This window comes from Streptococcus sp. D7B5 (genome assembly GCF_029691405.1).
Lineage (GTDB): Bacteria > Bacillota > Bacilli > Lactobacillales > Streptococcaceae > Streptococcus.
The window spans coordinates 1,199,147-1,222,775 of record NZ_CP121467.1 but is presented as its reverse complement, the minus strand read 5'-3'; the positions used below and the strand labels follow the sequence as shown (position 1 = coordinate 1,222,775).

Genomic DNA, 23,629 nt, shown 5'->3' with positions numbered 1-23,629 from the left:
GCTAAGCACTCCCAAAATACCAGGGGAATGTGTTACAATAGAGGTAGTAACTATAGAAAAGAGAATAGATGAGAATTGCAGATTATAGCGTGACCAAGGCAGTGCTGGAGCGTCACGGTTTTACATTTAAAAAGTCCTTCGGGCAAAATTTCCTGACGGATACCAATATTCTTCAAAAGATCGTGGATACGGCTGAAATTGATAACCAGGTTAATGTCATTGAAATTGGGCCAGGAATTGGTGCTTTGACGGAGTTTTTGGCTGAGCGTGCGGCAGAGATTATGGCCTTTGAGATTGACCACCGTTTGGTACCGATTTTGGCAGATACTTTACGTGATTTTGACAATGTTACCGTAGTCAACGAGGACATTCTCAAAGTTGACTTGGCCCAGCATATCCAGAATTTCAAAAATCCTGACCTGCCCATTAAGGTGGTAGCCAACTTGCCTTACTACATTACGACGCCTATTCTCATGCACTTGATTGAAAGTGGCATTCCTTTTAGCGAGTTTGTGGTTATGATGCAAAAAGAAGTGGCAGATCGCATCTCAGCCCAACCCAACACCAAGGCTTACGGTAGTTTGTCGATTGCTGTCCAGTATTATATGACAGCTAAGGTTGCCTTCATCGTGCCTCGTACGGTCTTTGTGCCAGCCCCAAACGTGGACTCAGCCATTTTAAAAATGGTGCGCCGTCCAGAGCCTGCTGTAGCAGTGGAAGATGAGAACTTCTTCTTTAAGGTTTCCAAGGCTAGTTTCACTCATCGCCGCAAGACCTTGTGGAATAACCTGACAGGCTACTTTGGCAAGACTGATGAAGTCAAGGAAAAGTTGACCAAGGCTTTGGATCAGGCAGGCTTGTCTCCATCTGTGCGTGGGGAAGCACTTAGCTTGGAAGAATTTGCTAGCCTTTCAGATGCGCTTAAAGGACAAGGACTCTAAGATGCAGGGACAAATCATTAAAGCCTTGGCAGGCTTCTATTATGTGGAGAGTGAGGACCAAGTCTATCAGACACGTGCGCGCGGGAATTTTCGTAAAAAAGGCCACACGCCCTATGTTGGGGATTGGGTAGATTTTTCTGCAGAGGAAAATTCCGAAGGTTATATCCTCAAGATTCATGAACGGGAAAACAGTCTCGTCCGTCCGCCTATTGTCAATATTGACCAAGCTGTGGTGATCATGTCCGTCAAGGAACCTGATTTTAACAGCAATTTGCTGGATCGGTTCTTGGTTCTTCTGGAACACAAGGGCATTCATCCCATCGTCTATATTTCCAAAATGGATTTGCTGGAAGATAGCGAAGAATTAAGTTTTTATCAACAAACCTATCGTGCCATTGGTTATGACTTTGTGACCAGTAAGGAGGAACTCCTGCCTTTGTTGACAGGAAAAGTGACGGTCTTTATGGGGCAGACAGGTGTTGGAAAATCAACACTCCTTAATAAAATCGCACCAGACCTCAATCTTGAAACAGGAGAAATCTCAGACAGTCTGGGTCGCGGTCGCCATACTACTCGAGCTGTTAGTTTTTACAATCTCAATGGGGGTAAAATCGCGGACACACCAGGCTTTTCATCACTGGATTATGAAGTGTCAACGGCTGAAGACCTCAATCAGGCCTTTCCAGAGATTGCTAGTGTCAGTCGGGGCTGTAAATTCCGTACTTGTACCCATACCCATGAGCCGTCCTGTGCCGTCAAGCCAGCAGTAGAGGAAGGTATCATTGCCAGCTTCCGTTTTGACAATTACCTGCAATTCCTCAGTGAGATTGAAAATCGCAGAGAAACCTATAAAAAAGTCAGCAAAAAAATTCCAAAATAAGGAGAAACCGATGTCTCAATACAAGATTGCTCCGTCAATTCTGGCAGCAGATTATGCCAACTTTGAACGTGAAATCAAACACCTAGAAGCAACTGGGGCAGAATATGCCCATATCGATATCATGGATGGTCACTTTGTACCTCAGATCAGCTTTGGTGCAGGTGTGGTTGAAGCTCTTCGTCCCCATAGCAAGATGGTCTTTGACTGCCACTTGATGGTGGCTAATCCTGAGCACCATTTAGAGGACTTTGCGCGTGCAGGTGCAGATATCATCAGCATTCATGTCGAAGCAACGCCTCATATCCATGGTGCTCTTCAAAAGATTCGTTCTCTAGGTGTCAAGCCTTCTGTTGTCGTTAACCCTGGTACACCGGTTGAAGCTATCAAACACGTACTTCACCTAGTGGACCAAGTCCTCGTCATGACGGTTAACCCTGGCTTTGGCGGACAAGCTTTTCTGCCTGAAACCATGGATAAGGTTCGTGAGTTAGTTACCCTCCGTGAGGAAAAAGGCTTGAATTTTGAGATCGAAGTCGATGGTGGGATTGATGATCAAACCATTGCTCAAGCTAAAGAAGCTGGTGCGACCGTTTTTGTAGCAGGGTCTTATGTCTTTAAGGGAGATGTCAATGAACGAGTGCAAACGCTCAGAAAACAACTGGACTAGGGTTGCTGTTTTTGCAGGTGGAGACCGTGGCCATTATCGGACGGATTTTGATTGCTTTGTCGGTGTGGATCGCGGCTCGCTCTGGGTCTTGGAAGAAGACTTGCCTCTGGCTCTAGCAGTTGGGGATTTTGATTCGGTGACTGCAGACGAACGTCAGTTGATTCAAAAACGTGCCCAACATTTTGTTCAAGCCCAGCCAGAAAAGGATGATACGGATCTGGAACTAGCACTTTTAACGATTTTTGAAAAAAATCCTCAAGCCCAAGTGACCATTTTTGGGGCTTTGGGTGGTCGGATTGACCATATGCTGGCCAATGTTTTTCTGCCTAGCAATCCCAAGTTGGCACCCTATATGCGCCAGATAGCGATTGAGGATGGGCAAAACTTGCTTAGCTATTGTCCAGAAGGGACCAGTCAGCTTGAACCGCGTTCAGACTATGACTATCTAGCCTTTATGCCCGTGAGGGATAGTCAGTTGGCCATTATCGGTGCCAAGTACGAATTGACTGAGGAAAATTTTTTCTTTAAAAAAGTGTACGCTTCTAACGAATATATAGATAGGGAAGTTTCGGTGACTTGCCCAGATGGCTATGTAGTCGTACTGCATAGCAAGGACAGGAGATAGGATGGAGATTTTACTTGTTATTTTACTAGTTGCTAATCTTCTTGGGCTCTTTCTCATTTGGCAGAGGCAGGATAAGCAAGACAAATATCTAGTCAAGAGTTTGGAGGAACAGGCAGACAATCTTTCAGATCAATTAGATTACCGCTTTGAACAAGCCAGACAGTCTAGTCAGCTTGACCAAAAAAATCTTGAAGTGGCTGTCAGCGACCGCTTGCAGGAAGTACGAATGGAATTGCATCAAGGCTTGACTCAAGTCCGTCAAGAAATGACAGATAATCTCTTGCAAACCAGAGACAAGACTGACCAACGTCTCCAAGCTTTGCAGGAATCAAATGAGCAACGTTTGGAACAAATGCGTCAAACTGTCGAGGAAAAGTTAGAAAAGACCTTGCAGACACGCTTGCAGGCTTCCTTCGAGACAGTTTCCAAACAACTGGAGTCTGTCAATCGTGGCCTGGGAGAAATGCAGACAGTTGCCCGCGATGTTGGCGCACTCAACAAAGTTCTCTCTGGGACCAAGACGCGAGGGATTCTAGGAGAATTGCAACTGGGGCAAATCATCGAAGACATCATGACACCAGCCCAGTACGAACGAGAATTTGCAACGGTTGAGAACTCTAGCGAGCGAGTGGAGTATGCCATCAAGTTACCTGGACAGGGGGACCAGGAATATGTCTATTTACCGATTGACTCCAAGTTTCCACTGGCGGATTATTACCGCTTAGAAGAAGCTTATGAAGCAGGCGATAAGGACGAAATCGAACGTTGTCGTAAGTCACTTTTAGCTAGCGTCAAGCGCTTTGCCAAGGATATCAAGAGCAAGTATCTGGCGCCGCCTCGAACGACCAATTTTGGAGTCTTGTTTGTTCCAACAGAAGGACTTTACTCAGAAATCGTCCGCAATCCTGTCTTCTTTGATGATTTGAGACGGGAGGAGCAGATTATTGTTGCTGGTCCAAGTACCCTATCAGCCCTGCTTAACTCTCTATCAGTTGGCTTCAAAACTCTCAATATCCAAAAGAGTGCAGATCATATCAGCAAGACTCTTGCTAGCGTTAAGACTGAGTTTGGCAAGTTCGGGGGGATTTTGGTTAAGGCACAAAAACATCTTCAACATGCCTCTGGCAATATTGATGAATTATTAAACCGTCGTACCACAGCTATCGAGCGGACGCTCCGTCACATTGAGTTATCAGAAGGTGAGCCTGCGCTTGATCTACTCCATTTCCAAGAAGATGAGGAAGAATATGAAGATTAGTCACATGAAAAAAGATGAGCTGTTTGAAGGTTTTTACCTGATTAAGTCAGCTGACCTAAGACAGACGCGTGCTGGGAAAAACTACCTAGCCTTTACCTTCCAAGACGATAGCGGCGAGATTGAGGGGAAACTATGGGATGCCCAACCTCATAACGTTGAGGCCTTTACCGCTGGGAAGGTGGTCCACATGCAGGGACGTCGAGAAGTGTACAATAATACTCCTCAAGTCAATCAAATTACTCTCCGCTTGCCTCAGCCTGGGGAACCCAATGATCCAGCTGACTTCAAGGTCAAGTCACCAGTTGATGTCAAGGAAATCCGTGACTACATGTCGCAAATGATTTTCAAGATTGAAAATCCTGTCTGGCAGCGTATCGTTCGTAGTCTCTACACCAAGTATGATAAGGAATTCTACTCCTATCCGGCTGCCAAGACCAACCACCACGCCTTTGAAACGGGTTTGGCCTATCATACAGCAACCATGGTGCGCTTAGCAGATGCCATTAGTGAGATCTATCCTCAGCTCAACAAGAGCCTCCTCTATGCCGGGATTATGCTGCATGATTTGGCTAAGGTTATTGAGTTGACGGGACCAGACCAGACGGAGTATACAGTACGAGGCAATCTCCTTGGACATATCGCCCTTATCGATAGCGAAATCACTAAGACAGTCATGGAACTGGGCATCGATGATACTAGAGAAGAAGTGGTGCTACTGCGCCATGTCATTCTCAGTCATCATGGTCTCCTAGAGTATGGTAGTCCTGTCCGTCCACGCATTATGGAGGCAGAGATTATTCATATGATCGATAATCTCGATGCCAGCATGATGATGATGACAACAGCTCTTGCTTTGGTGGATAAAGGAGAAATGACCAACAAAATCTTCGCCATGGACAATCGTTCCTTCTATAAACCAGATTTAGATTAATAAATTAAGAAAAACGAGCATTTTTTACACAATAATGTTCGTTTTTTTATGTGAATATGGTATAATGGATAAAATATCAAAATTAAATGGAATGGTAAATAAAAATGAAATTAAGAAGAAGTGATCGGATGGTTGTCATTTCCAACTATTTGATTAATAATCCATACAAACTAACCAGTCTCAACACCTTTGCAGAAAAGTACGAATCTGCTAAATCCTCTATCTCAGAGGATATCGTGATTATCAAGCGTGCCTTTGAGGAAATCGAAATCGGCCATATTCAGACTGTGACTGGAGCAGGTGGTGGCGTTATCTTTACACCATCAATTTCGAGTCATGAAGCCAAAGAAATGATCGCAGACTTGCGTGACAAACTTTCAGAAAGCGACCGTATCTTGCCAGGTGGCTACATTTACCTGTCTGATTTGCTTAGTACGCCTGCCATTTTGAAAAATATTGGGCGTATCATTGCCAAGAGCTTTATGGACCAAAAAATCGATGCCGTTATGACAGTAGCAACAAAAGGTGTGCCACTCGCAAATGCAGTTGCCAATGTCCTCAACGTTCCATTTGTCATTGTGCGTCGTGACTTGAAAATTACCGAAGGTTCAACGGTCAGCGTCAACTATGTTTCAGGTTCCAGTGGTGACCGCATTGAGAAAATGTTCCTTTCAAAACGCAGTCTCAAGGCAGGCAGTCGTGTCTTGATTGTGGATGACTTCTTGAAAGGCGGCGGAACTGTCAACGGGATGATTAGTCTCTTGCGTGAATTCGATTCTGAACTAGCTGGTGTCGCAGTCTTTGCAGACAATGCCCAAGAAGAACGTGAAAAGCAGTTTGATTACAAGTCACTCTTGAAGGTTACCAATATTGATGTTAAGAACCAATCCATTGATGTTGAGATTGGAAATATCTTTGACGAAGACAAATAAGAGATAGAACTAAAGGTTGGAACGATTGTCCCAGCCTTTCTTTGCAAACAGAATAGAAGGACGCCTATGAAAACACCATTTATCAGCCGTGAAGATTTAGAAACAATTGTTGCAGAGTTCCCGACTCCCTTTCACTTGTATGATGAGAAGGGGATTCGTGAAAAAGCAAGAGCAGTCAACCAGGCCTTTTCCTGGAATAAGGGCTTTAAAGAATATTTTGCCGTCAAGGCCACTCCAACCCCAGCCATCTTGAAAATCCTCCAAGAGGAAGGTTGTGGTGTGGACTGTTCTAGTTACGTGGAGCTCTTGATGAGCCATAAACTGGATTTCCCCGGTTCTGAAATCATGTTCTCTTCTAACAATACCCCAGACCAAGAGTACGCTTATGCGCGTGAATTAGGTGCGACCATTAACTTGGATGCCTTTGAAGATATTGAACATCTGGAGCGAGCGGCAGGCATTCCAGAAATCATCTCTTGTCGTTACAATCCTGGCGGTGTTTTTGAACTGGGAACAGATATTATGGACAATCCTGGAGAAGCCAAGTTTGGCATGACCAAGGATCAGCTTTTTGAAGCCTTTGCGGTTTTGAAGGAAAAAGGAGCCAAGACATTTGGGATTCACTCTTTCCTAGCATCCAATACCGTCACCCATCTCTACTACCCAGAGTTGGCGCGTCAGCTTTTTGAATTAGCCGTTGAAATTAAGGAAAAGTTGGGTATTTCGCTAGACTTTATCAATCTTTCCGGCGGTATTGGTGTCAACTATCACCCAGACCAGGAGCCAAATGACATCGCTGTGATTGGTGAAGGAGTGCGTAAGGTTTATGAAGAAGTTCTTACACCAGCAGGACTTGGTCAGGTTAAGATTTTCACCGAATTGGGCCGCTTTATGTTAGCCCCTCACGGAGCTCTCGTCACAAGAGTCACTCATAAGAAAAAAACCTATCGTACCTATCTGGGTGTGGATGCATCAGCAGTCAACCTCATGCGTCCAGCCATGTATGGAGCCTACCACCATATCACCAATCTGACCCATCCAGATGGACCTATTGAGGTGGTAGATGTGGTTGGTTCACTCTGTGAAAACAATGATAAATTTGCAGTGAATCGCGAGCTACCTCATACAGAAATCGGTGATTTGCTAGTGATTCATGATACAGGTGCACATGGATTCTCCATGGGTTACCAGTACAATGCCAAACTACGCTCGGCAGAAATCCTCTATACCGAAGAAGGAAAAGCCCGCCAAATCCGCCGTGCAGAGCGCCCTGAGGACTATTTTGCAACCTTGTATGGTTTTGATTTTGAATCGGATCATTAAAAGAAATTGAAAATGAAAGTGAAAAACAGATTGCTTTCTAAAAAATAGACAAAAAACCTTGTTTTTCACCTTACTCGTGATATAATAAAACTATAAAACGGTTTCAAGGAAGGTGACGATATGTCTGAAGAAACAATTGACTATGGACAAGTGACAGGAATGGTGCATTCGACAGAGAGTTTTGGGGCGGTAGATGGCCCTGGGATTCGGTTTATTGTCTTTTTGCAGGGCTGTCACATGCGTTGCCAGTACTGTCATAACCCCGACACATGGGCTATGGAGACCAATAAATCACGCGAACGGACAGTAGACGATGTCTTGACAGAAGCCCTTCGATACCGTGGTTTCTGGGGAGACAAGGGAGGAATCACTGTTAGTGGTGGAGAAGCCCTCTTACAGATTGATTTCCTAATTGCCCTCTTTACCAAGGCCAAGGAAAAAGGAATCCACTGTACCTTGGATACCTGTGCCCTTCCGTTCCGTAATAAACCACGTTATCTCGAAAAGTTTAATAAACTCATGGCAGTGACAGACTTGGTTCTCCTGGATATCAAGGAAATCAACGAAGAACAGCATAAGATTGTTACAAGCCAAACTAATAAAAACATCTTGGCCTGTGCCCAGTACCTATCAGATATCGGGAAGCCTGTTTGGATTCGTCACGTGCTGGTTCCGGGATTGACAGACAGAGATGACGACTTGATCGAACTCGGTAAATTCGTTAAAACCCTCAAAAATGTTGACAAGTTTGAAATCTTGCCTTATCACACCATGGGTGAGTTCAAGTGGCGTGAACTTGGAATTCCTTATTCGCTTGAAGGGGTCAAACCTCCAACAGCAGATCGTGTCAAGAATGCCAAGGAATTGATGGATACAGAAAGTTACCAAGACTACATGAAACGTGTTCATGGATAAAAAAAGAAGCCCGATGGAGACATCGGGCTTTTGTGATGCATAAAAAGCCTAGCATTTCAGCTAAGCTTTTTTTCTTATTTTCTAGAATGTTGTTTACCAGCATTGCGTTTTTTATGTTTCTTATTAGTCATAATCGCAGTTGCTTGGTTTGGAGTGACATCTTTGCGTCCGCCTCCAGTTGAAAATGAACTTGCTTTTGGTGGATTTTTGGCAAATTCTTCACGAACTTTTTTGCGAAGTTTTGGACGAACAACATAGTTAACGATGAACTGTTGGAGAATCATCATGAAACCACCGACAACCCAGTAAAGCGTCACACTGGCTGGTGCGAAGAGGGAGAAGACGACAATCATGAGTGGACTCACGTAAATCATTCTTTTTAGTTGATCTCTTTGCATCTCGTCTTCTACTCCATGAAGTGAGAGGAGTGATTGGAGATAGTAGAGGATACCAGCGAAAGCGACAAGGAGCAGACTTGGTGAACCAAGATCGATACCCAAGAAGGTAGAGCTAGCTACTCCATCAGTGTATTGGGCTGCAAAGTAGATAGCAGAGAAGAAAGGCATTTGAATGAGGATAGGGAAACATCCTACACCACCGAACATGCTGATGCCGTGTTCTTTCTGAGCTGCAAAGAGAGCTTGTTGGGCTTCTAATTTTTCTTCTTGAGTTGTTGCCTCTTTAAGGCGTGTTTGATGTGGCTCAAGGACATGTTTGAGGGCATTCATCTTTTCAGAGTGAAGCGTTGCCTTCCATGATTGGTAGATACCAAGTGGCAAGATAATCAAGCGCACGATAATGGTTACGATAATGATAGCCACACCAAAGCCTAGACCTTTATCAGTAGCGAAGTATTTGATGGCTTCAGCCATAGGTGCTCCGATGGTATTCCAAATCAATCCTGTAGGTTGTCCTGTTGCTTTGTCTACTTGGACACAGCCTGTCAAGACGAGTAGCATAGCCACTCCCATAGCAGAGAGGGCAAAACGTTTAATAGATTTCAATGTTTTCATTCCTTCTTTAAAAATTGTACCTTTCTATTCTACTGTTTTTTTGTAAAATATACAATAGTTCTGGAGACCTAATTTGCGACTTTGAAGTCCGAATAGGATGAAAAGTTGCTCATTTGTACATCTAGATAGGTAACTTTTGAAAAAGGTGTCGGACCTTTTCGGATTTCTTGGATAAATTTTGCCATAGTGGCAGAGGAGTCTGCCTGAGCAAGAATTTCCACTGTGCCATCGTCGTTATTCCAGACACGACCAGTGATGCCACCGATTTCAAGAGCTAAAGTAACAACACCCCAACGAAAACCAACACCCTGCACCCTGCCTTGGGCAATCATTCTAACCTTTTGCATACCAAACCCCTTTGATTGTGTTATAATATTTCTATGACTATTATAACCTCAAAAGCCAATTCTGTGGTAAAAAATGCCAAGAAATTACATCAAAAAAAATATCGAAAGTCTGCTTATTTGATTGAAGGCTGGCACTTATTCGAAGAAGCTGTTCAAGCAGGAGTGACGATTGAAAAGGTCTTTGCCCTAGAAAGTTACCGAGATCAGCTAGTTGCTTTTCCTCAAACTATTTGGGTTTCAGAGGAGATTTTGCTAGATTTGGCAGATACGCAAACTCCTCAAGGCATTGTTGCAGTGATTCAAAAAGAAGAAGTGGGACTGCCTGATCTCCATCAGGGCAAGTATCTATTTTTAGAGGATGTTCAAGATCCTGGTAATGTGGGCACCATGATTCGGACGGCGGATGCGGCAGGTTTTACAGGGGTTATTGTTTCAGACAAGTCAGCAGATATATACAGTCTCAAGACCCTGCGTTCCATGCAAGGAAGTCATTTTCATTTGCCTATCTATCGTCTGCCTCTTGCCACCTTTGTAGAGGAGGCAAAGAAGAGCGATTTGCCCATTCTGGCAACGACCTTATCGAGAGAGTCAAAGGATTATCGTGAACTTTCTTCACTAGAGAACTTTGCTTTAGTCATGGGAAATGAAGGACAGGGGATTAGTTCTGTCATGGCTGAGAGTGCTGATCAGCTGGTTCATATTGGCATGAAAGGTCGAGCAGAAAGTCTCAACGTGGCAGTTGCAGCAGGTATATTGATGTTTTATTTCAGCTAATTTATAAAATCTTTGTTATAATCAAGACATATTTATAGAAAAAGGAGAATCAGAATGAATCAAACGATTATTCAAGAACGTTCAGGTCTCAATCAATTTTACGCTAAGGTTTATGCCTTTGTGGGACTTGGGATTGGTCTATCAGCTCTCGTGTCAGCTTTGATGTTGACAGTCTTTCAGTCCCAATTGGTCTACTTTTTAATGCATGGCCGTCTCTGGTTGATGATTGCAACTTTCGCAGAACTTGCTCTAGTCTTTGTTGCAAGTAGCATGGCTGCAAAAAATAGCCCAGCAGCTCTCCCAGTATTTTTAGTTTATTCTGTTTTAAATGGTTTTACCCTTAGCTTTGTCGTAGCTTTCTATACGCCGGGAACAGTTTTGTCAGCCTTTGTATCCAGTGCCCTACTCTTCTTTGTCATGGCGGCAATCGGAATTTTCACCAAGAAAGATTTGAGTGGAATAGGCCGAGCTTTGATGGCAGCGCTTGTTGGTCTCATCATTGCCATGGTTGTGAATCTATTTTTAGCCAATAGTTTCTTTGACTACATGATTAGTATTGCCATGGTCTTGGTTTTCTCAGGTTTGATTGCTTGGGACAACCAAAAGATTCGCTATGTTTATGAGCAGTCACGAGGACAAGTAGCGACAGGATGGGTCATCTCAATGGCGCTCAGCATCTATCTAGACTTTATCAACCTCTTCCTTAGCATCTTACGTATCTTTGGTCGAAACGATTAATGAATGACAGAGTCAGTGTTCAAAAGAGCACTGACTTTTTCTTATTTACTCTTTTCTTTTCTTGGAAATAGGTGTATAATGCTTTTAACTAATTTTTGAGGAGCTGTTTATGAAGAAAAGTTTTATTCATCAACAAGAAGAAATTTCCTTTGTCAAAAACACTTTTACCCAGTATTTGAAAGATAAGTTAGAAGTTGTTGAAGTTCAAGGTCCTATCTTGAGCAAGGTCGGGGATGGGATGCAGGACAACCTGTCAGGTGTCGAAAATCCAGTATCTGTCAAGGTTTTGCAGATTCCAGATGAAACCTATGAAGTCGTTCACTCACTGGCCAAATGGAAACGCCACACCTTAGCCCGTTTTGGTTTCGGTGAAGGTGAAGGTCTGTTTGTTCACATGAAGGCCCTTCGTCCAGACGAAGATTCGCTCGACGCGACCCACTCAGTTTATGTGGACCAGTGGGACTGGGAGAAGGTTATCCCAAATGGTCAACGCAATATCGCCTATCTCAAAGAAACTGTTGAGAAGATTTACAAGGCTATTCGTCTGACAGAGCTAGCCGTAGAAGCCCGCTACGATATCGAATCCATCTTGCCAAAACAAATCACCTTCATTCACACAGAAGAGTTGGTGGAACGCTATCCAGATTTAACACCGAAAGAGCGTGAAAATGCGATCTGTAAAGAGTTTGGTGCAGTCTTCTTGATTGGTATTGGTGGAGAGTTGCCTGACGGAAAACCTCATGACGGCCGTGCACCTGACTACGATGACTGGACTACAGAGTCTGAGAATGGCTACAAGGGACTAAATGGAGATATCCTAGTATGGAACGAATCTCTTGGCTGTGCCTTTGAGCTTTCCTCAATGGGGATTCGGGTAGATGAAGACACCCTTCGTCGCCAAGTGGCCCTTACAGGAGACGAAGATCGTCTGGAGTTGGAATGGCATAAAGCCCTGCTCAACGGCCTTTTCCCATTGACAATCGGTGGAGGGATTGGACAGTCTCGGATGGCCATGTTCCTTCTTCGTAAGAAACACATCGGAGAGGTTCAGACTAGTGTTTGGCCGCAAGAAGTCCGCGACACTTATGAAAATATCTTGTAGAAAATCGAACCGTAAGGTTCGGTTTTCTTTCTCTTTTTTCCCATAATTTGGTATAATAAACGGTATGAAAATCGTATCAGGAATCTATGGAGGGCGTCCTCTCAAGACGCTAGAAGGCAAGACGACGAGGCCGACATCTGATAAGGTGAGAGGAGCTATCTTTAACATGATAGGTCCCTATTTTGAGGGTGGTCGTGTCTTGGATCTCTATGCTGGCAGTGGCGGTCTGTCTATTGAAGCTGTGTCAAGAGGGATGTCCAGTGCTGTCTTAGTGGAACGGGAGCGAAAGGCACAAGCTATCATCGCTGAAAATATCCAGATGACCAAGGAAGTTTCCAAATTTCAGCTCTTAAAGATGGAGGCTGAACGGGCCTTGGAGCAAGTGAATGGTCCCTTTGACCTGGTTTTTTTAGACCCTCCCTATGCCAAGGAACAAATCGTTGCAGATATCGAGAAAATGGCAGAAAGAAACCTTTTCTCCGAAGAGGTCATGGTTGTCTGTGAAACCGATAAGTCTGTAGAACTTCCAGAAGAAATCGCCTGCTTAGGCATCTGGAAGGAAAAAATATATGGGATTAGTAAGGTGACGGTCTATGTCAGATAAAATTGGATTATTTACAGGTTCATTTGATCCGATGACAAATGGACATCTGGATATCATTGAACGTGCCAGCAAACTCTTTGATAAGCTCTATGTCGGGGTGTTCTACAATCCCCACAAACAAGGCTTTCTCCCTGTTGAAAACCGTAAACGAGCAGTCGAAAAAGCGGTGGCGCATTTAGATAATGTAGAGGTGCTGGCTTCTCATGACCAACTAGTCGTCGATGTTGCAAAAAGACTGGGTGCTAAGACCCTTGTCCGTGGCTTGCGAAATACCACCGACTTGCAATATGAGTCTAGTTTTGATTACTACAATCATCAACTGGCTCCAGAAATCGAAACCATTTACCTATATAGCCGCCCAGAGCATCTTTATATCAGCTCTTCGGCCGTGAGAGAACTTCTGAAGTTTGGTCAGGAGATTCAGCAATATGTCCCAAATAGTGTTGTGGAGGAATTAGAACATGAAGAAAAAAACTAGATGGCCCTTATATGTCATCCTAGCACTAATATTGACGTTTTTAGCCTTTGTAGTACCTTTACCATACTACATAGAAGTTCCAGGTGGAGCGGAAGATATTCGTCGCGTTTTGAAAGTCAATGAAACAGAAGACACAGAAGCAGGAGCTTACCAGTTTGTAACAGTCGGTATTCGACACGCAACCCTATCGCATCTTGTCTATGCTTGGTTAACGCCTTTCACAGATATTAGAAGTGCCAAGGAGACTACGGGTGGCTCTACTGATGCAGAGTTTATGCGGATCAATCAGTTCTACATGCAAACTTCTCAAAACATGGCCAAGTATCAAGGATTGAAGACGGCTGGGAAAGATATTGAACTCAAGTATCTGGGAGTTTATGTCTTGACCGTGACGGACAATTCAACTTTTAAGGGCATTCTGAACATTGCAGATACCGTGACGGCTGTTAATGACAAAACATTTGACAGTTCAAAAGACTTGGTCGACTATGTCAACTCTCAACAATTAGGAGATACGGTCAAGGTAACCTATGAAGAAGACGGAAAAGTCAAGTCTGCAGAAGGTAAAATTATCACTCTCGAAAACGGAAAAAACGGGATTGGAATTGGTTTGATTGACCGTACGGAAGTGACCAGTGACGTTCCAATTCGCTTTTCAACAGCTGGTATCGGCGGCCCAAGTGCCGGTCTCATGTTTAGTCTCGCTATTTATACCCAGATAGCAGATCCAGGACTTCGTAATGGCCGCATCGTTGCGGGAACGGGAACTATTGATCGCGATGGAAATGTTGGCGACATCGGTGGAATTGATAAAAAAGTAGTTGCAGCCTCTCGTCAGGGAGCCAACATCTTTTTTGCTCCTGACAATCCAGTCACCGAGGAAGCAAAAAAAGCAGATCCCAATGCGAAAAGCAACTATGAAACAGCCCTAGAAGCTGCTAAAACGATCAAAACAGAGATGAAAATCGTTCCCGTTAAGACTTTGCAGGATGCAATTGATTACCTTAAAAACAATCCCTAATTCGTAGAAAAATTGAAAACTAGCGCGCAAGCGGATAAGATGGTATAATAGTCAAATGGTTCAATTATTATTCACTCTAAGTAGTCATATACTCTTTATTTATTTGAGTTTTTACCTTTTGAAGGATCTTGTGAGATGGGAAAAGGTTTTAAAAGTGACCGGTACTAACACAAAAAAAGTTCGTTTGTTGGTAGGCTTCTTTAGTATTGTGATGGGCTACATCTTGAGTTCATTCTTTATCAGTTTGTACCAACTGTGGCAAGAAGCACTTAGAGGACTATTATAAAATCAAAAGTAAAGGAAACAACTATGGAAAAAATTGTGGTTCAAGGCGGAGATAATCGTCTGGTCGGGAGTGTGACGATCGAGGGAGCAAAGAATGCAGTCTTGCCCTTGTTGGCAGCGACTATTCTAGCAAGCAAGGGTAAGACAGTCTTGCAGAATGTCCCAATCTTGTCAGATGTTTTCACCATGAATCAAGTAGTTCGTGGTTTGAATGCCAAGGTGGACTTTGATGAGGAAGCACATATTGTCGAGGTTGATGCGACTGGTGATATCACGGAGGAAGCTCCATACAAGTATGTCAGCAAGATGCGTGCATCGATCGTCGTCTTGGGACCAATCCTTGCTCGTGTAGGCCATGCCAAGGTATCCATGCCAGGGGGATGTACCATCGGGAGTCGTCCCATCGACCTCCACCTCAAAGGTTTGGAAGCTATGGGAGCTAAGATTACCCAGACAGCTGGTTACATCGAAGCCAAGGCAGAACGCCTGCATGGCGCTCATATCTACATGGACTTTCCAAGTGTCGGTGCAACACAAAACCTGATGATGGCAGCGACTCTAGCTGATGGTGTGACGGTCATTGAAAATGCTGCGCGTGAGCCGGAAATTGTTGACCTCGCTATCCTTCTTAATGAAATGGGAGCCAAGGTCAAGGGAGCTGGTACTGAAACAATCACAGTAACTGGTGTCGAGGAACTCCATGGTACGACTCACAGTGTTGTACAGGATCGTATCGAAGCAGGAACCTTTATGGTAGCGGCAGCTATGACTGGTGGAGATGTCCTCGTTCGTGATGCAGTCTGGGAACACAATCGCCCCTTGATTTCAAAACTCCTTGAAATGGGCGTTGAAGTGACAGAGGAATCAGAAGGCATTCGTATTCGTTCTCAACTTGAAAATCTCAAGGCTGTTCATGTAAAAACCTTACCACATCCAGGATTCCCAACAGATATGCAGGCGCAATTTACAGCTCTGATGACAGTCGCAAAAGGGGAATCCACCATGGTGGAAACAGTGTTTGAGAATCGCTTCCAACACTTAGAGGAAATGCGCCGTATGGGCTTGCACTCAGAGATTATCCGTGACACAGCTCGTATTGTTGGGGGACAGGCTTTACAGGGGGCAGAAGTTCTATCAACGGACCTTCGTGCCAGTGCGGCCTTGATTCTGACAGGTTTAGTAGCGCAAGGGGAGACAGTTGTTGGTAAATTAGTCCACCTTGATAGAGGTTACTACCGTTTCCATGAGAAATTGGCTCAGCTAGGAGCGAAGATTCAGCGAATCGAGGCAAATGATGAAGAAGAATAAAAACTTACGCTATGTACTCCGTCGTTTACTGTTGATTTTTATCGTACTATTGCTAGGCTTTCTGGCTTTAGGAATCGGCTTGATGGTTGGCTATGGTATCCTAGGAAAGGGACAGGATCCATGGGCTATCTTGTCTCCAGCAAAGTGGCAGGAATTGATTAGCAAATTTACAGGAAATTAGGCTGGGAGACCAGTCTTTTTCTAAAGAAATAAGGAGAAAAATGGATAAAAAAACAAGACAAGCTCTGATAGGGTTACTTATATTCTTACTCTTGGCTGCTGGAAGCTACTATATCAAGCAGATGCAGACAGCGCCAAACACCCCTAGAACCAAGGTTAGTCAGAAAAAACAAGCTTCAGAAGCTCCCAGTCAGGAGCTGGCTGAAAGTGTCTTAACTGAGTTAATCAAAAACCAAATCAAGGGGGGGCTTGAGTGGAATGGAGCAGGAGCCTTTATTGTCAATGGCAATAAAACCAATCTAGATGCCAAGGTTTCTAGCAAACCCTATGCGGATAATAAAACAAAGACAGTGGGAAAAGAAACAGTTCCAACGGTTGCCAATGCCATCTTATCCAAAGCGACTCGGCAGTATAAAAATCGTGAAGAGACTGGAAATGGCTCCACCTCTTGGACGCCACCAGGATGGCATCAGGTCAAGAATCTAAAGGGGTCCTATACACATGCAGTTGATAGAGGACACCTGCTGGGTTATGCTTTGATAGGTGGTTTGGATGGTTTTGATGCCTCTACCAGCAATCCCAAGAATATTGCAGTTCAGACAGCTTGGGCTAACCAAGCGCAGGCTGAGGATTCGACAGGTCAGAACTACTATGAGAGTTTGGTCAGAAAAGCCTTGGACCAAAACAAGAGGGTCCGTTATCGCGTGACGCTCCACTATGCGACAAATGAGGACCTAGTTCCATCCGCTTCACAAATCGAAGCCAAGTCTTCAGATGGCGAATTGGAATTCAATGTCCTAATCCCCAATGTTCAAAAGGGAATCCAGCTTGATTACCGAACAGGGCAAGTAACAGTGACGGACTAGAAACAATAGATACTATAAAAACAGCTCCTTTGTCTTTTAGAGGCAGGGGAGCTGTTGTTTAAATGAAAAATAATGTGAATCCTGAGAGATTTTATGATATAATGAAACACAAGATACTATTTTAGGAGAAGGACTATGGAAGACCCGAGCAGTCAGAATTTGTTGCTACAGTTTGTATTGTTATTTATCTTGACCTTGTTAAATGCTTTTTTCTCAGCCACTGAAATGGCAATGGTGTCACTAAACCGTTCCCGAGTTGAGCAAAAAGCAGAAGAGGGAGACAAACGTTACGTCCGTTTGTTAAAGGTACTTGAAAATCCTAACCACTTTTTATCAACCATTCAAGTCGGTATCACCTTGATCACGATCTTGTCAGGGGCAAAATTGGCAGATACACTTGGACAAGTAATTGCCTCTTGGATGGGGAATGGAGAAACAACTTATGCCATTGCAAGTTTCCTCTCTTTGGCATTCTTGACCTACATCTCTATTGTTTTTGGTGAACTCTATCCTAAACGGATTGCCCTTAATCTAAAAGATGCCTTAGCCATTCGCTCTGTTCCGATTATCATTGGGCTTGGGAAGATTGTCAGTCCCTTTGTCTGGTTGTTATCTGCTTCAACCAATCTCTTGAGTCGTTTAACGCCAATGACCTTTGATGATGCGGATGAAAAAATGACTCGAGATGAAATTGAGTACATGTTGACCAAAAGTGAGGAGACTTTGGATGCAGACGAAATCGAGATGTTACAAGGGATCTTCTCTCTAGATGAGCTGATGGCGAGAGAAGTCATGGTTCCTCGGACAGATGCCTTTATGGTGGATATTCAGGATGATAGTCAAACCATTATCCAAAGTATTTTAAAACAAAACTTTTCCCGTATCCCAGTTTATGATGGGGATAAGGACAATGTGATTGGTTTGATTCATACCAAGCGTTTGCTAAACGCTGCCTATGCAGATGGCTTTGAAAATATTGTCTGGAAGAAGATCTTACAAGATCCACTCTTTGTTCCTGAAACCATTTTTGTGGATGACTTGCTAAAAGAATTGCGAAATACCCAAAGACAAATGGCCATTTTGCTCGATGAATATGGTGGTATGGCTGGTTTGGTAACTCTGGAAGATCTTTTAGAAGAGATTGTCGGTGAGATTGATGACGAGACCGATAGGGCAGAAATCGAAGTCCATCAAATCGGTGAGGACACCTATATTGCACAGGGAACCATGAATCTTAACGACTTCAATAACTACTTTGGTGTCGAACTAGAAAGCGATGATGTGGATACCATCGCCGGTTATTATTTGACGGGTGTTGGTACGATTCCAACCACTGAGAAAATCAGTTACCAACTGGTCAGTCAAAACAAGCAAGTCGTCCTGACCAACGATAAGGTGAAAAATGGACGTGTTACCAAGGTAAAAGTTCAAATCACAGAACTAGAACCTGAAGAAGAAACAGAATAAAGCAGTGACTTGAGTCACTGCTTTTTGTAAATCTAGATGGTAGGTTCAGTTATCCCACTTATTAGGAATAATAAAAAAGCCCGGTTTTACGAGCTTTTCATTTGGTTAATTCCTGTTAATTCAGGTACTGAAAGGCGGTAGACGGATTTGAACCGACGATCAAGCTTTTGCAGAGCCGTGCCTTACCACTTGGCTATACCGCCTCAACGTTTATTATTATACCTTGAAAATCATTTCTCGTCAATAGTTTCTTATTCTAAAATCCAATTTAGGAAAACAGATGATGATCGAAGAAGTGAGAAAAAGCTTGTAAAAATCCCGTTCTAAAGAGGGTTGGACTAGAAAGTATTTCTTGCAGAAACAAACAAAGAATGCAAGAATTTTGACAAATAGAAGTTTTTTGAGGAAATGCGCCTAAATATTCTGAAAATTCGTTTACTTTTTAAAAAATATATGTTATAATTTCCAATAAGCCTAAATTTTTCAAGAGGAGTTAAAAACATGAAAAAAAGTAGAGTATTTGTTGCAGCAGGAGTTGCTTTATTAGCAGCAGGAGTACTAGCTGCTTGCGGTTCTTCAAAATCATCTGATTCAACAGCGCCAAAAAATTATGGCTATGTTTATTCAGCTGACCCAGAAACTTTGGATTACCTCATTTCAGGGAAACAAAGTACTAAGATTGCCACTTCAAATGGTATCGATGGACTCTTCACAAACGACAAGTATGGGAATCTAGTCCCTGCAGTTGCAGAAGACTGGTCAGTTTCAAAAGACGGTTTGACTTATACCTACAAGATTCGTAAAGGAGTCAAATGGTTCACATCTGACGGAGAAGAGTATGCTGAAGTGACAGCCAAAGACTTTGTAAATGGTTTGAAACACGCAGCTGATAAAAAATCAGAAGCAATTTACCTAGCAGAAAATTCTGTTAAAGGATTGTCTGATTATTTAGCAGGTAATACAAAAGACTTTTCTTCAGTAGGTGTAAAGGCAGTTGATGATTATACTCTTGAGTATACTTTGAACCAACCAGAACCATACTGGAACTCTAAGATGGCCTACGCAATCTTCTGGCCATTGAACGAAGAATTTGAAAAATCAAAAGGATCTGACTTTGCTAAAGCGACTGACCCTACATCATTGCTTTACAATGGACCATTCTTGCTGAAAGGTTTGACTGCTAAGTCATCTATCGAGTTCGCTAAGAATGAAAACTACTGGGATAAAGATAATGTTCATATTGATAAAGTAACCCTTGCTTACTATGATGGTTCAGACCAAGAGTCAATTGAACGTAACTTTACAAGTGGAGCTTATAGCTATGCCCGTCTTTACCCAACAAGTTCAAACTACTCTAAAGTAGAAGAAACCTACAAGGAAAATATCTTCTACACCCCATCAGGACCTGGTATTGGTGGTTTGGGTGTGAATATTGACCGCCAAGGTTACAAATACACTTCTAAGACAACTGATGAAGAGAAGACTTCTACTAAGAAAGCCCTCCTTAACAAGGACTTCCGTCAAGCCTTGAACTTTGCCTTTGACCGTACGTCTTACTCAGCTCAAGTAAATGGTAAAGAAGGTGCTCCTCGTGCCGTTCGTAACCTCTTTGTAAAACCTGACTTTGTCTCTGCAGGTGAAAAAACTTTCGGTGACTTGGTAACTGAAAAGATGGCTGCTTACGGTGATGAGTGGAAGAATGTAAACTTTGCGGATGGTCAAGATGGACTCTTCAACGCCGATAAAGCCAAAGCTGAATTTGCCAAAGCCAAAACAGCATTGGAAGCAGAAGGTGTAAAATTCCCTATCCATTTGGATGTTCCAGTAGACCAAACAGCTAAAAACTATATCGCACGTATTCAATCCTTCAAACAATCCGTTGAAACAGTGCTTGGAGAAGGCAATGTAGTCATCGATATCCAACAAGTTTCTAAAGATGAGTTTACTAATATTACCTACTATGCGGCGAATGCAGCAGCAGAAGACTGGGATCTCTCAGGTGCCGTTGGATGGAACCCTGACTATGAAGATCCATCAACTTACCTTGATATCTTGAAGACAACGAATGCTGAACAAACAAAAACATACATGGGTTACGAAGGTGCGGATAATGCTGCAGCAGCTCAAGTTGGTTTGAAAGAATACGATAAGCTAGTTGATGAAGCTGCTAAAGAAACAAGCGACTTGAATGTTCGTTATGAAAAATACGCAGCTGCTCAAGCTTGGTTGACAGATAGCTCACTCATCTTGCCAGCTATGTCATCAACTGGTGCTGCACCATTCATTTCTCGTGTTGTGCCATTCTCTGCATCATATAGCCAATCTGGAGACAAAGGCTCAGATGTATACTTCAAGTATATTCAGTTACAAGACAAGGTTGTAACCAAAGCTGACTATGAACAAGCTCGTGAAAAATGGCTCAAAGAGAAAAAAGAATCAAACGAAAAAGTTCAAAAAGAATTGGCTAATCACGTTAAATAAATAACTCTCAAGAGAACTTTCTCTCCATGAGGAGAAGGTTCTTTTGGGATTTTAAAAGGAAACGATATGAAGAAATATATTTTTATGCGTGTATTGCGTTCATTGTTGTCTATTTTCTTGGTGACAACCTTGACCTACACAATTATCTATACGATGGTTCCTCGAAAATTGATTTTCAAGCAGGATACCAACTATAACAAGATTGCAACGACGCCGGACAAGCGGGATAATTATGAAAATACCGTTTATGAACGGATGGGCTATATCGAGTACTACGATACCAAAGAGTTGCAAGAAAGAGCGAGCACGATGGATTCGTCTGTAACAGTGGATGCCAATGATACCAATAAGGCAATCTACGAAAAATACATCAACCAACTAGGAAATGGTTGGACACTCGGTGTGTTCTCAGAAAGTGGTCAATTCTATGCTACGCGTGAAATTCCAATTTTTGAACGTGTTTTCAAATTCTATGCCAACTTGATTGATATTGATCATCCAAACAAGATCCAGGACCCTGAAAATCCAAACTTGGAACGCTATCTTCGTTTTGAAAATGACCCTGCTATCGGTTGGTCATTGGTTGGCTCAGGTACAAAACATAAATACCTTTTGTATTTCAACAATCAATTTCCATTTGTACACCAAAACTTTGTGAACATTAACTTGGGTGACTCTTACCCAACTTATGCAAACACACCAGTGCTTCAAGTTATCACACAAGGTCAGGGACAAACTAAGACATCAGAAGTTCAATTCCCTACAGGTAAAAAGACTTCATCTGTAGATATCTACTCTCGTACCTACAAATCTCCAAGTCAAGCAGATGCGCGTGAGGTAGCCAACTATGGTAAGGATGATCCATATACAGCTACAGAAAGCAATTACCAATACCCATCAATGATTGCAAGCTCAGCGGTTGCTGGTTTGATTGGTTTGATTATTTCGTATGCGATTGCGATTCCACTTGGATCTGCTATGGCTCGCCACAAGAATACTTGGATTGATAGCTTCTCGACAGGTGCTCTAACCTTCTTGCTTGCCCTTCCAACGATTGCCTTGGTTTATATCGTGCGCTTGATTGGATCATCTATCGGTCTGCCAGATTCATTTCCTATCTTGGGAGCAGGGGACTGGCGTTCATATGTCTTGCCAGCAGTCATTCTAGGTTTGCTGGGTGCACCAAGTACAGCTATCTGGATTCGTCGTTACATGATCGACTTGCAATCTCAGGACTTCGTACGTTTTGCTCGTGCCAAAGGTTTGTCTGAAAAAGAAATTTCAAATAAACACATCTTTAAAAATGCCATGGTTCCTTTGGTTTCAGGTATTCCTGGTGCCGTAATCGGAGTTATCGGTGGTGCAACATTGACAGAAACGGTCTTCGCTTTCCCAGGTATGGGTAAAATGTTGATTGACTCTGTTAAGGCATCAAACAACTCAATGGTAGTTGGTCTTGTCTTCATCTTCACATGTATTTCTATCTTCTCACTCTTTGTAGGTGATATCTGGATGACCATGCTTGACCCACGTATTAAATTGACAGAGAAAGGAGGCAAATAATGTCAACAATCGATAAAGAAAAATTTCAGTTCGTAAAACGTGACGATTTTGCCTCTGAAACAATTGATGCTCCTGCCTATTCATACTGGGGTTCTGTATTTAGACAATTTCTAAAGAAAAAATCAACCGTCTTTATGCTAGGAATTTTGGTTGCTATTATCTTGATGAGCTTTATTTACCCAATGTTCTCAGATTTTGACTTCAACGATGTAAGTAAGGTCAATGACTTCTCTGCTCGTTTTATCAAGCCCAATGCTGAACATTGGTTTGGTACAGATAGCAATGGTAAATCCTTGTTTGACGGGGTTTGGTTTGGTGCGCGTAACTCTATCCTCATCTCTGTAATTGCAACTTTTATCAACCTTGTAATTGGGGTTATTGTTGGTGGAATTTGGGGAATTTCAAAATCCGTTGACCGTGTCATGATGGAAGTTTATAACATTATTTCAAACATTCCATCTCTCTTGATTGTCATTGTCTTGACTTACTCAATCGGTGCTGGTTTCTGGAATTTGATTTTTGCAATGAGTGTGACAACTTGGATTGGGATTGCTTATATGATTCGTATCCAAATCATGCGTTACCGTGACTTGGAATACAACCTTGCTTCTCAAACACTTGGAACACCAACCTTTAAAATCATTGTTAAAAACATCATGCCACAATTGGTATCTGTTATTGTTTCTACAATGACCTTGATGTTGCCAAGCTTCATCTCTTATGAAGCCTTCCTTTCCTTCTTTGGATTGGGATTGCCTGTAACAGTGCCAAGTTTGGGACGTTTGATCTCAGATTACTCACAAAACGTTACGACCAACGCTTACTTGTTCTGGATTCCGTTGACAACCTTGATCTTGGTATCCCTATCTCTTTTCGTTGTTGGTCAAAACCTAGCGGATGCTAGTGATCCACGTACACATAGATAGGAGT

General features: G+C 42.9%; 25 protein-coding genes and 1 tRNA gene. 23 read left to right on the top strand and 3 right to left on the bottom strand.

Going from position 1 to position 23,629, the window contains the following annotated elements; translation table 11 throughout:
• Positions 1-68 precede the first annotated feature (68 nt).
• The 9 genes from rsmA (at position 69) to pflA (ending at position 8,472) form a co-directional block, all read left to right on the top strand.
• Positions 69-941 carry a 16S rRNA (adenine(1518)-N(6)/adenine(1519)-N(6))-dimethyltransferase RsmA gene (gene rsmA / locus P8P68_RS05895; protein WP_001216884.1) on the top strand — a complete coding sequence of 291 codons (873 nt, stop codon included), beginning with the start codon at positions 69-71 and terminating at the stop codon, positions 939-941.
• A 1-nt stretch (position 942) separates the two neighbouring features.
• Positions 943-1,821 carry a ribosome small subunit-dependent GTPase A gene (rsgA, locus tag P8P68_RS05890; RefSeq protein WP_278276306.1) on the top strand — a complete coding sequence of 293 codons (879 nt, stop codon included), beginning with the start codon at positions 943-945 and terminating at the stop codon, positions 1,819-1,821.
• 10 nt (positions 1,822-1,831) lie between these two features.
• A complete protein-coding gene (gene rpe, locus P8P68_RS05885; RefSeq protein ID WP_278275760.1) occupies positions 1,832-2,488 on the top strand; it encodes a ribulose-phosphate 3-epimerase in 657 nt (218 codons plus the stop codon).
• Entirely contained in the window at positions 2,451-3,113 is a 663-nt protein-coding gene (locus P8P68_RS05880; RefSeq protein WP_278275759.1) for a thiamine diphosphokinase, read from the top strand. The genes rpe and P8P68_RS05880 overlap by 38 nt, the downstream gene beginning before the upstream one ends.
• 1 nt (position 3,114) lies before the next feature.
• Complete coding sequence (locus P8P68_RS05875; protein WP_278275758.1) at positions 3,115-4,371, top strand: DNA recombination protein RmuC; 1,257 nt, start codon at positions 3,115-3,117, stop codon at positions 4,369-4,371.
• Positions 4,361-5,302 (top strand): 3'-5' exoribonuclease YhaM family protein, encoded by a 942-nt coding sequence (locus P8P68_RS05870; RefSeq protein ID WP_268702916.1) that lies wholly within the window; start codon positions 4,361-4,363, stop codon positions 5,300-5,302. The genes P8P68_RS05875 and P8P68_RS05870 overlap by 11 nt, the downstream gene beginning before the upstream one ends.
• Positions 5,303-5,406: 104 nt before the next feature.
• Positions 5,407-6,234, top strand: a complete 828-nt coding sequence (purR, locus tag P8P68_RS05865) for a pur operon repressor (RefSeq protein ID WP_002874197.1) — start codon at positions 5,407-5,409, stop codon at positions 6,232-6,234.
• A 66-nt stretch (positions 6,235-6,300) separates the two neighbouring features.
• Positions 6,301-7,557: a diaminopimelate decarboxylase gene (locus P8P68_RS05860; RefSeq protein WP_278275757.1), complete on the top strand. Its 1,257-nt coding sequence runs from the start codon at positions 6,301-6,303 to the stop codon at positions 7,555-7,557.
• A 120-nt stretch (positions 7,558-7,677) separates the two neighbouring features.
• Complete coding sequence (gene pflA, locus P8P68_RS05855) at positions 7,678-8,472, top strand: pyruvate formate-lyase-activating protein (protein WP_001288280.1); 795 nt, start codon at positions 7,678-7,680, stop codon at positions 8,470-8,472.
• A gap of 74 nt (positions 8,473-8,546) precedes the next feature.
• Here the strand turns inward: pflA and yidC are convergent, their stop codons facing one another.
• On the bottom strand, positions 8,547-9,476 hold the full coding sequence (gene yidC, locus P8P68_RS05850) for a membrane protein insertase YidC (RefSeq protein WP_049479479.1): 930 nt from the start codon (positions 9,474-9,476) through the stop codon (positions 8,547-8,549).
• 77 nt (positions 9,477-9,553) lie between these two features.
• Positions 9,554-9,832: an acylphosphatase gene (locus P8P68_RS05845; protein WP_001174609.1), complete on the bottom strand. Its 279-nt coding sequence runs from the start codon at positions 9,830-9,832 to the stop codon at positions 9,554-9,556.
• Positions 9,833-9,865: 33 nt separating this feature from the next.
• Here P8P68_RS05845 and P8P68_RS05840 point away from each other — a divergent pair, with 33 nt between their 5' ends.
• The 11 genes from P8P68_RS05840 to P8P68_RS05790 all read left to right on the top strand — a co-directional run bounded on the left by P8P68_RS05840 (position 9,866) and on the right by P8P68_RS05790 (position 18,655).
• Complete coding sequence (locus tag P8P68_RS05840) at positions 9,866-10,606, top strand: RNA methyltransferase (RefSeq protein ID WP_278275756.1); 741 nt, start codon at positions 9,866-9,868, stop codon at positions 10,604-10,606.
• A 54-nt stretch (positions 10,607-10,660) separates the two neighbouring features.
• Positions 10,661-11,344 carry a Bax inhibitor-1/YccA family protein gene (locus P8P68_RS05835; RefSeq protein WP_125389242.1) on the top strand — a complete coding sequence of 228 codons (684 nt, stop codon included), beginning with the start codon at positions 10,661-10,663 and terminating at the stop codon, positions 11,342-11,344.
• A 109-nt stretch (positions 11,345-11,453) separates the two neighbouring features.
• Positions 11,454-12,446 carry an aspartate--ammonia ligase gene (gene asnA, locus P8P68_RS05830; RefSeq protein WP_000747998.1) on the top strand — a complete coding sequence of 331 codons (993 nt, stop codon included), beginning with the start codon at positions 11,454-11,456 and terminating at the stop codon, positions 12,444-12,446.
• Positions 12,447-12,510: 64 nt separating this feature from the next.
• Positions 12,511-13,050 carry a 16S rRNA (guanine(966)-N(2))-methyltransferase RsmD gene (rsmD, locus tag P8P68_RS05825; RefSeq protein WP_278275755.1) on the top strand — a complete coding sequence of 180 codons (540 nt, stop codon included), beginning with the start codon at positions 12,511-12,513 and terminating at the stop codon, positions 13,048-13,050.
• On the top strand, positions 13,040-13,528 hold the full coding sequence (gene coaD / locus P8P68_RS05820) for a pantetheine-phosphate adenylyltransferase (protein WP_001280710.1): 489 nt from the start codon (positions 13,040-13,042) through the stop codon (positions 13,526-13,528). Before rsmD ends, coaD begins: the two co-directional genes overlap by 11 nt.
• Complete coding sequence (locus P8P68_RS05815; RefSeq protein ID WP_000730765.1) at positions 13,512-14,549, top strand: SepM family pheromone-processing serine protease; 1,038 nt, start codon at positions 13,512-13,514, stop codon at positions 14,547-14,549. Before coaD ends, P8P68_RS05815 begins: the two co-directional genes overlap by 17 nt.
• A gap of 55 nt (positions 14,550-14,604) precedes the next feature.
• Entirely contained in the window at positions 14,605-14,835 is a 231-nt protein-coding gene (locus P8P68_RS05810; RefSeq protein WP_009013716.1) for a DUF1146 family protein, read from the top strand.
• A gap of 23 nt (positions 14,836-14,858) precedes the next feature.
• A complete protein-coding gene (gene murA / locus P8P68_RS05805; RefSeq protein ID WP_278275754.1) occupies positions 14,859-16,142 on the top strand; it encodes a UDP-N-acetylglucosamine 1-carboxyvinyltransferase in 1,284 nt (427 codons plus the stop codon).
• Complete coding sequence (locus P8P68_RS05800) at positions 16,129-16,323, top strand: DNA-directed RNA polymerase subunit beta (protein ID WP_000739701.1); 195 nt, start codon at positions 16,129-16,131, stop codon at positions 16,321-16,323. The genes murA and P8P68_RS05800 overlap by 14 nt, the downstream gene beginning before the upstream one ends.
• A gap of 40 nt (positions 16,324-16,363) precedes the next feature.
• Positions 16,364-17,188: a DNA/RNA non-specific endonuclease gene (locus P8P68_RS05795; RefSeq protein WP_000358998.1), complete on the top strand. Its 825-nt coding sequence runs from the start codon at positions 16,364-16,366 to the stop codon at positions 17,186-17,188.
• A gap of 135 nt (positions 17,189-17,323) precedes the next feature.
• Entirely contained in the window at positions 17,324-18,655 is a 1,332-nt protein-coding gene (locus P8P68_RS05790; RefSeq protein WP_070696073.1) for a hemolysin family protein, read from the top strand.
• A 132-nt stretch (positions 18,656-18,787) separates the two neighbouring features.
• On the opposite strand, the gene P8P68_RS05785 is transcribed toward P8P68_RS05790, so the two are convergent.
• Positions 18,788-18,858 (bottom strand) — tRNA-Cys (locus P8P68_RS05785).
• Between the two features lie 298 nt (positions 18,859-19,156).
• Here P8P68_RS05785 and P8P68_RS05780 point away from each other — a divergent pair.
• The 3 genes from P8P68_RS05780 to oppC all read left to right on the top strand — a co-directional run bounded on the left by P8P68_RS05780 (position 19,157) and on the right by oppC (position 23,625).
• A complete protein-coding gene (locus P8P68_RS05780) occupies positions 19,157-21,136 on the top strand; it encodes a peptide ABC transporter substrate-binding protein (RefSeq protein WP_070696075.1) in 1,980 nt (659 codons plus the stop codon).
• 66 nt (positions 21,137-21,202) lie between these two features.
• Positions 21,203-22,699, top strand: a complete 1,497-nt coding sequence (locus tag P8P68_RS05775; RefSeq protein WP_049520606.1) for an ABC transporter permease — start codon at positions 21,203-21,205, stop codon at positions 22,697-22,699.
• A complete protein-coding gene (gene oppC, locus P8P68_RS05770; protein WP_000103692.1) occupies positions 22,699-23,625 on the top strand; it encodes an oligopeptide ABC transporter permease OppC in 927 nt (308 codons plus the stop codon). Before P8P68_RS05775 ends, oppC begins: the two co-directional genes overlap by 1 nt.
• The last annotated feature ends 4 nt before the right edge of the window (positions 23,626-23,629 follow it).